At 35.7% G+C, this 8,617-nt stretch carries 7 protein-coding genes; 5 read left to right on the forward strand and 2 right to left on the reverse strand.

Annotated features, from left to right (window positions below):
* Positions 1-753 precede the first annotated feature (753 nt).
* The 5 genes from ACTQ5K_RS24890 to ACTQ5K_RS24910 all read left to right on the forward strand — a co-directional run bounded on the left by ACTQ5K_RS24890 (position 754) and on the right by ACTQ5K_RS24910 (position 7,357).
* The gene (locus tag ACTQ5K_RS24890; protein WP_251628986.1) at positions 754-1,950 is read left to right on the forward strand and encodes a quaternary amine ABC transporter ATP-binding protein; all 1,197 of its coding nucleotides are present in this window, start codon (positions 754-756) and stop codon (positions 1,948-1,950) included.
* A complete protein-coding gene (locus ACTQ5K_RS24895) occupies positions 1,947-2,777 on the forward strand; it encodes an ABC transporter permease (protein WP_031540193.1) in 831 nt (276 codons plus the stop codon). Before ACTQ5K_RS24890 ends, ACTQ5K_RS24895 begins: the two co-directional genes overlap by 4 nt.
* A 54-nt stretch (positions 2,778-2,831) precedes the next feature.
* Positions 2,832-3,704: a glycine betaine ABC transporter substrate-binding protein gene (locus tag ACTQ5K_RS24900; RefSeq protein WP_251628984.1), complete on the forward strand. Its 873-nt coding sequence runs from the start codon at positions 2,832-2,834 to the stop codon at positions 3,702-3,704.
* 859 nt (positions 3,705-4,563) lie between these two features.
* Positions 4,564-6,024: a sugar porter family MFS transporter gene (locus ACTQ5K_RS24905; RefSeq protein ID WP_048719254.1), complete on the forward strand. Its 1,461-nt coding sequence runs from the start codon at positions 4,564-4,566 to the stop codon at positions 6,022-6,024.
* A gap of 295 nt (positions 6,025-6,319) precedes the next feature.
* Entirely contained in the window at positions 6,320-7,357 is a 1,038-nt protein-coding gene (locus tag ACTQ5K_RS24910) for a PTS transporter subunit IIC (RefSeq protein WP_048719262.1), read from the forward strand.
* Positions 7,358-7,461: 104 nt separating this feature from the next.
* Here the strand turns inward: ACTQ5K_RS24910 and ACTQ5K_RS24915 are convergent, their stop codons facing one another.
* Entirely contained in the window at positions 7,462-7,749 is a 288-nt protein-coding gene (locus ACTQ5K_RS24915; RefSeq protein ID WP_031539187.1) for a YxcD family protein, read from the reverse strand.
* Complete coding sequence (locus ACTQ5K_RS24920) at positions 7,737-8,183, reverse strand: hypothetical protein (protein WP_109768051.1); 447 nt, start codon at positions 8,181-8,183, stop codon at positions 7,737-7,739. Before ACTQ5K_RS24920 ends, ACTQ5K_RS24915 begins: the two co-directional genes overlap by 13 nt.
* Between the last annotated feature and the right edge of the window lie 434 nt (positions 8,184-8,617).

The following is an 8,617-nucleotide window of genomic DNA, read 5'->3' on the forward strand; positions in this document are numbered from 1 at the left end:
TTTCTTGAAACGTCATTTGTAGTGTTCGAAATAAAGTTTTTTCCAATTCTTTTAATGATGGCATTTTTGTGTTACATTGATTCATGAGAGCCTCTCCTTTTCGTAGTTTTCTAGTCAAATTCTACTTTACAAAAGGGAGCTCTCTTTTTTAATGCTTAATTTTTTCCAGCTACCGCGCTCTCGCTTGGTGGCCTTTTTGTCTAGTTGGGGGACTCGTCCCCCAACTAGACAAAAAGGATATTTATTCTCCCACAAACATTTTACTCATACTATAAAACTTTTATTGAATAGTTTGTGAAATGGAATAACTTCCTATATAAAAGCTATTTTTTACCAAAACATAAGAACGTACATTCCTTTCTATCCTGTTAAAGGACAGAATCAAGAGTTATTTAGTGAATTAGGCAGTATTTTTATGCATTCAGCCTATTTAATTTAATCAGAAAAAACTTTATGAACGATATAAACTGTATATGCTTTATTTTAACGTTTGCGCTATATAATATTTATTTTATATAATAAGGGTAACTCTACAGGAGAAGGATATGGATAAGTCCCATTACCATACTGGGAGTAACACGGAGCAAGTAATACTATATACAACAATTTATAACCCAAAGTTCCACTATAAGTATTGCCATAATACTCGCTTAATTCCTACTATTCCTCTATAAATAATCAAATTTTCAATTTCTAATTATTTATCCATATTCGGAAAATCTCCAAGATAAACCTTTTAAGGAGAAGTGATTAATGCATAAAATCGAAGTTAAGAATCTCACAAAAATATTTGGAGGTAACCCGAAAGAAGGGCTAAAAAGACTCCAAGCAGGCGAAGAAAAAACGAAAATCCTAAAAGAAACTGGGATGACAATTGGAGTGGATAATGCTTCTTTTTATGTAAAACAAGGGGAGTTTTTTGTCATCATGGGTTTATCCGGAAGCGGTAAATCTACACTCATTCGTCTAATTAATCGACTCATTGAGCCAACTTCTGGTGAAGTATTGATAGATGGGGAAAATATTACGACTATGAATAAAAAAGAACTAATAGCTATTCGCCGCAAAAAGCTTAGCATGGTTTTTCAGAATTTTGCATTATTTCCTAATCGAACTGTACAGGAAAATGTGGAATACGGATTAGAAATTCAAGGCCATCCTAAGGATGATCGTGCAAAAAAAGCCATTAAAGCCATCCATGATGTTGGTCTAAAAGGCTATGAAGCAAGTTACCCTAATCAGCTGAGTGGCGGTATGCAGCAACGTGTAGGTCTTGCGAGAGCCTTAGCAAATGATAGCGATATCCTTCTAATGGATGAAGCATTTAGTGCGTTGGATCCACTTATTCGTAAGGAAATGCAAGATGAACTCCTTCGATTGCAGAATAAGCTAGGTAAAACGATTATTTTTATCACCCATGACCTAGATGAGGCACTCAAGCTCGGTGATCGAATTGCAATCATGAAAAATGGTTCCATTGTACAATTAGGAACAGCAGAAGAAATCTTAGAAAATCCGGCGAATGACTATGTATCTAACTTTGTAGAAGATGTCGATCGTTCCAAAGTGTTAGTTGCTGGTCAAATCATGAAGCAGCCAGATCTTATTACCACTTGGAAGGACGGTCCAAGGGTAGCAGTCCGAAAAATGGAAGAAGCTGGCCTATCAAGTATTTTTGTAGTAGATAAAGATAAACAATTAAAAGGTATCCTGACCATTGATGCCGCTATTAATGCGTATAAAGAAAATAAATGGGTAGAGGATGTTTTAGAACATGACTTCCATTCCACCACATTTGACACACCATTAAATGATTTAATTGGAATCGCAGCAGAATCAAGATTCCCCATTGCTGTCACAGAAAATAATAGATTGCTAGGAATTATTGTACGAGTCTCTATATTGTCTGGACTGATTCTCGGAAAAGAACAAAAGGAGGCTATACTATGAACTACTTCTTCTTTCCACTAGAAGATTGGACAAATCAATTTGTAGACAATTGGCTACTGCCAGTTTTAGGTGACTTTTTTAACTCCTTTAGCGGAGTGTTAAGCATATTTATAAATGCTGTCACCAATTTATTCACTTTCATTCCTGCTGAAGTAATAGCAATCATTTTAGCTCTTTTAGCTTGGCGCTTTGCCGGAAAGGGAATGGCTATTTTCACTATTATTGGGGCGCTTTATTTAGGATCCGTTGATCTTTGGACAGGTGCTATGCAAACACTATCTATTGTTATTGTTGCAACTTTTTTCTCTATCGTTGTTGGTATTCCATTAGGAATTTTGACTGCAAAAAATCGAACATTGGATCATATAGTTCGACCAATTCTCGATTTTATGCAGACATTACCAAGCTTTGTTTATTTAATCCCTGCCATTCTACTCTTTGGTTTAGGAGAAGTTCCGGCAGTTATCTCTACATTCGTTTTTGCTACTCCACCAGCAGTACGCATGACGAGCTTAGCAATTAAACAAGTTCCAGCCGATATTGTAGAAGCTGCTAAAGCTTTCGGTTCTACATCTTGGCAGTTACTTGTCAAAGTTCAGCTACCTAATGCCATTCCAACTATAATGGCAGGTATAAATCAGACCATTATGCTAGCACTATCAATGGCCGTTATCGCTTCGATGATTGGTTCACCTGGATTAGGTAGTATTGTATTATCCGGTATCTCCAGTGTAAATGTTGGATTAGGTCTTACTGGAGGATTAGGGATTGTTGTCCTTGCCATCATACTTGATCGAATCACACAAGGTTTAGGTAAGAAAGCTTAAAAGACATATGCAAACCAATTAAAAAATTGAAAAGACGAAAGGAAGTAATGATTTATGAAAAAATTGAAACTTAGCTTTTTGCTTTTATTACTATTTACTCTTTTAATTGGCTGTTCTTCTCAGTCACAAAATTCTGGTGAAGATGATGCTAACAATAGCGAAACAATTACATTTGGGGTGACCCCTTGGACAAGTACCATTCCTCCTACAAAAGTTGCTAAACTTTTATTAGAAGATATGGGCTATACTGTAGATGAGAAAAATGCAGATGCAGGTGGGGTCTATACTGGACTTTCACGTGGTGATTTAGATGTATTTATGGATGCCTGGTTACCTGATATGCATGCAAATTATATGGAAAAATACAAAGATAACCTAGAAGATTTAGCAGTGAGTTATACTGAAGGAGAACTTGGATGGGTTATTCCAGCTAATGTTGAAGGAATTGACAGCATTGAAGATTTAAAAGGAAATGAAGATCTTTTCGGTGGAAAAGTTTATGGAATTGAGGAAGGTGCAGGGATGACTGTAACTTCTAGAGAGATGATCGAAGAATATGGATTAGATTTAGAATATGTTGCTTCTAGTGAAGGTGGAATGCTAGCACAAGCATCTAAGTTTATTAAAAGTGGCGATCCTGTTCTATTCCTAGGATGGCGTCCACATCCAATGTTTGTTGATTATGACTTAAAAGTATTGGAAGATTCAAAAGGTTTCTTTAAGACATCAGAAGTTCACGTAGTCGTAAATAATGGTCTAAAAGAAAAATCTCCTGAGGTTTATGAATTCCTAAGCAACTGGAGCATGCCTGTTGAAGATATCGAAGCAATGATTGTTAAAATCGAGGATGGTGCTGATGAAGAAGAAGTTGCACAGGAATGGATTGATAATAATCAAGATAAAGTCGATGCTATGTTAGGTAAATAAATGATTATTAAAAAGAGGCTGGGACATAAACATTTCAGCTAACAATAAATACGAAGGATTATGCGGTAAGTTTGCATAATTGTTCGTATTTATATTTTGGGAAAAGGTTTAAAAATGAAGTGAAATGGAGCGGAGGACGGTCGACTCCTGCGGGAAATAGAGGAAAGGCTGAGACCCCGCAGCGCAGCGAGGAGGCTCAGCTTCCTCCCCGCGGAAAGCGACCGTCTGTAGCGCAATGGAACGACTTAATTTTTACTCTTGACTATATTTAAAACATAGATAACCATCTTGAAAAAGTAGCTTTATTTAAGAGCTAAATTAGAGATTGTTCGTCTTTAAAGATTAGTTATTTAGATTTGTCCCAGCCCCTTTTTATATCCTCTAAGAGAGAAGACATGAAAAATTCTTAACAAAGTTATCTTCAAATCTATCGGTTTTTCCTACTATATACTCTAACGGAGTTCTCACTTTTTAACTACGAACATCTTTCTTACAAATCGATCCTTGTATGACCAAACAAGAATAGCAGAATAATAAACACTAAAAAATTTTTCTCCCGCTCTTCTATCATGTTTTTTAAAAAATTTTTTTGGGTAATGTATTGGTACCTCTATCCCTTACTTAATCAAGTAGTGAACATAATTTGAAATATTCTGACAAAGGTGTATAATAAAGATATTCTATTCTTTTTATTATCCGAGAAAAATATTGACAAATATCTTATGAATAAACATCTTATCACCTATAAGGGATAGAACAATACAAGTAGAAGGAGATGAAAATCGATTTACATTTCAAACACAAATATAATAATGACTAGAGAAAATCATTATTATAAGAGGAGGAGAAAGTAAATAAAATGAGTGATCAATTAAACCCTGACAGTAGGAACAAAAAATCAAATCAAAAAAATAATTTAAAAATCATTGCAATTATTTCCACATTTGGTGGTCTTCTTTTTGGCTTTGATACTGGCGTAATTAATGGAGCCTTACCCTATATGGCTCGTCCAGATCAACTTAACCTCAATGCAGTCACAGAGGGCCTCGTCACTAGTTCCCTTTTATTTGGAGCCGCATTTGGAGCCATGTTCAGCGGTAAACTCGCCGACAGCTATGGACGAAGGAAAGTTATTCTTTATCTTGCTGTTATCTTTCTTATTACAACACTCGGCTGTACTTTTGCACCGAACGTCCCCATAATGGTTACTTTTCGTTTCTTACTTGGTATCGCAGTTGGAGGAGCATCGGTAGCTGTCCCTACATTCTTGGCAGAAATGTCTCCTGCCGAACGCCGTGGTCAAATGGTAACACAAAACGAACTAATGATTGTTACAGGGCAATTACTCGCCTACATAACAAATGCTATCATCGGAAATACACTTGGTGGCTCCGGACACGCTTGGAGATATATGCTCGTTATTGCAACAATTCCTGCCATTGTTCTATGGATAGGCATGCTCGCAGTACCTGAGAGTCCTAGATGGTATGCATCACAGGGCAGATTCAAAGACGCTTTTCGTGTACTATTGCATATTAGAAAAGAAAAGCGTGCCAAAACAGAATTACAGCAAATCAAGAAAGCAATTGAAACAGAAGAGAAAGTTGAACAAGTTGGCTTTAAAGATTTAGCAGAGCCTTGGATAAGAAGGATTGTTTTCCTAGGAATTGGGATTGCAATTGTTCAACAAATCACAGGTGTAAACTCGATTATGTACTATGGTACACAGATATTGCAAAGTACAGGATTCACTACTGAAGTAGCATTAATAGCAAATATCGCTAATGGAGTTATTTCTGTTTTAGCTACCTTTGTAGGTATATGGCTGCTTGGGCGTGTTGGAAGAAAGCCAATGCTAATTACAGGATTAATTGGTACAACAACTAGTTTACTATTAATCGGAATTTTCTCATTCACTTTAGGCGGAATGTCTATTCTTCCATATGCTGTACTAAGTATGACGGTTACCTTCCTTGCCTTCCAACAAGGAGCAATATCACCAGTTACATGGCTGATGCTAGCGGAGATTTTTCCTTTAAAGCTTCGCGGATTAGGAATGGGTGTTTCCGTATTTTGTCTTTGGACAACAAACTTTCTCATTGGTTTGGTTTTCCCGATACTTCTCGATAAATTTGGCTTATCCACTTCATTCTTTATATTCGCAGTACTAGGTATATTTGCGATAACATTTGTTACCAAATTCTTGCCTGAGACAAAAGGAAAAACATTGGAGCAGCTAGAACAATATTTCCGAAACTTTGATAAAAAGTCTCGAGATGTCCGGAAAGCTAAAATAGGAGAAAATCAATTTCCTTCTTAAGGTTAGTCAGGCATTGAAAAACATGCCAGATAGGTGCAATATGATGAAGGAGTTTCCTCATAAAAAGGAGGGAACTCCTTTTTATTTTACATTTTGCATTTTTTTCAGATGATATTTTTTCATTTTTTAAAAACTATCATTAAAATTATTTCAATTTATAAAGAGGAATAAAAAAGTGCAATCTTTTTTTCGTTTTTTCACTTTTTCACGTTGAAGCGTTAAAAATAATCGTTGACGCTTATCAAATTTTTACATATAATAAACTCCAAATTCAAGGAGAATGGGGAGTTCAAATGTGAAAGAGTTTTTCAGTAAATTATTAAATGGTATGAGTATCGGAATCGTCGTTTCTTTAATCCCTAACGCACTACTTGGCGAAATATTAAAGCTCTTTATTCCATTCTTCCCTCCACTTCAACACGTATTAGATATTACTGCATTTATTATGAGCTTATTGCCTGTGTTGATTGGTGTAATGGTTGGAATATCATTTAAACTATCCTCTATTCAAACAGCTAGTATTGGAATTGCTGCAATGGTCGGTAGTGGAGTGGTTCAAAAAACAGCAGAAGGATTATTTACTTTAAATGGTATCGGAGTGGTTGTAAACACAGGTATTACAGCTGCACTTGCTGTATTATTTGTTCAATTTGTTGGCGACCGATTAAAAGCATATTCTATTCTTCTTTTACCAACTTTAAGTATTTTAATACCAGGAATGGCAGGATATTTATTATTGCCATTTATGAAATCTACTACTGGATTAATTGGCGTTGCAATCGCAACTATTACGAACTTACAGCCGGTCGTTATGGGCATTATCATTGCAGTAGCATTCTGTTTAATTATTCTTTCTCCTGTTTCCACAGTAGGGGTCGCAACTGTTATATCCCTATCTGGTATTGGATCAGGGGCAGCAAATCTCGGTATTGTGGCAGCAGGGATTGGATTAGCTATAGCAAGCTATAAGGCCAATTCTTTAGGAACTGCCTTAGCACATGTGCTTGGCTCTCCGAAAATTCAGATGGGGAATTTCTTTATGAAACCGAAGATTGTTATTCCGATGATTATTACTGCTGCTATATTAGGCGGATTAGCTGGCTTCCTCAATATCCAAGGAACACCTTATAGCGCCGGCTTTGGATTATCTGGTTTAGTTGGTCCCATGAACTTTATGCGCTTAGCAGATGGTGGATGGAGTAGTAAAAATATCGCTATTATGATTTCTACCTTTTTAATTATACCGTTCCTTTTAAATGTGTTCTTCCTTTATTTATTTTCGAAAAAATTGAAAATGATAAAGGCCGAGGATTATAAATTAAATTTCGATTGAATTATGGAAGAAAAGCCTTTTTCCTCCTTATCTAGTGGGCTTTCCTCAAGACATATTTACAGCAAAAAGAGGATACCAATTTTCTAACATTGGTATCCTCTTCCCTATTTTCCTACTGCGATAATTCCTTCTTCTTCATCAAGCACTAATTTCAATCCAATATACGGATCTAAATTTAAATACTCATCTAACCATAAACGCAGTGCTTCAATCATATTTTGTGTGATTAGCACTTGTTTTCGATCACGGACATAGGCTTCGGCAGAAAAACCATAATCATCATCATACATTAACTCTACTTCTACTTCCTCTGGCCTTACTTGTTTCTTACGCGCCACATAGACACATATCGCATTAATAATATCCTGTTCTGGGATGATTAATTTCTCCAATTATTTGCTTCCTCTCTTTTTTTATTTCGATAGAAAGTAAATAAACGCTTGATTAGGTTAAATACCACAACAATTGCAAGTATATTAATTAAAAGCCCTAATAAAGATCCAAATGCTCCCATATTGGCAAAAAGACTTCCAAACAGTAAACCAGCAAGCCCACCGACCATTAGTCCTCTCATTAGCCCCCCACCTGAGAAAAAGCCTCCAGATTTATTTGCAGTAGTGGACTGATTAGATTTTGTCGTGTCATTTATATTATTTTTCTTCTGGAAAAAAGAATTTGTATTTGTATTACTATTATTGTTATTAAAGCTTCTTTTTCCGGATTTATAAGACTTAGCTTCTACTGTTGTGACTGTATCTTGAAATAGGATACTCACCGGGGATAAAACCAGACCTAATGTGAGAATTGCTGATAAAATTTTCTTCATTTTCTATTCCTCCTGATTATTGTTTATCCATGCTGGATTATACTTGGGCTCCTATATTTCTTCTAACTCACTTTAGTATTTGCTAGAAAAAATAAAAAGCCCTACCATTAATTTGGTAAAGGCTTGAAAAATCGATCTATTTATCCCTTTACCAAAGAACGGCAAAGGTCTCGCAAACAACATCTAGTTGCCAGTTAAGCCGGCGATTGGAATCGCGTATTGACGACATAACTGTAAGCTACTCCCCTTTGGAGTATGCAATTTTTAAGTATACATACATTCTAATATAAATTGCAAAACTAGTCAAATCATATGATGAAAGCGATTGAGTCAAGTTTTTGTGGGAGTTTTTTTTAGCTCCCTTTTTATAAAGTAAAACTTCTAATTTTGTATCCGTTTTCTAAATGTTTTCTTTCATCAAAATTTCGTTTTTT

The sequence above is a fragment of the Niallia sp. Sow4_A1 genome (assembly GCF_052116745.1).
Lineage (GTDB): Bacteria > Bacillota > Bacilli > Bacillales > Cytobacillaceae > Niallia > Niallia hominis.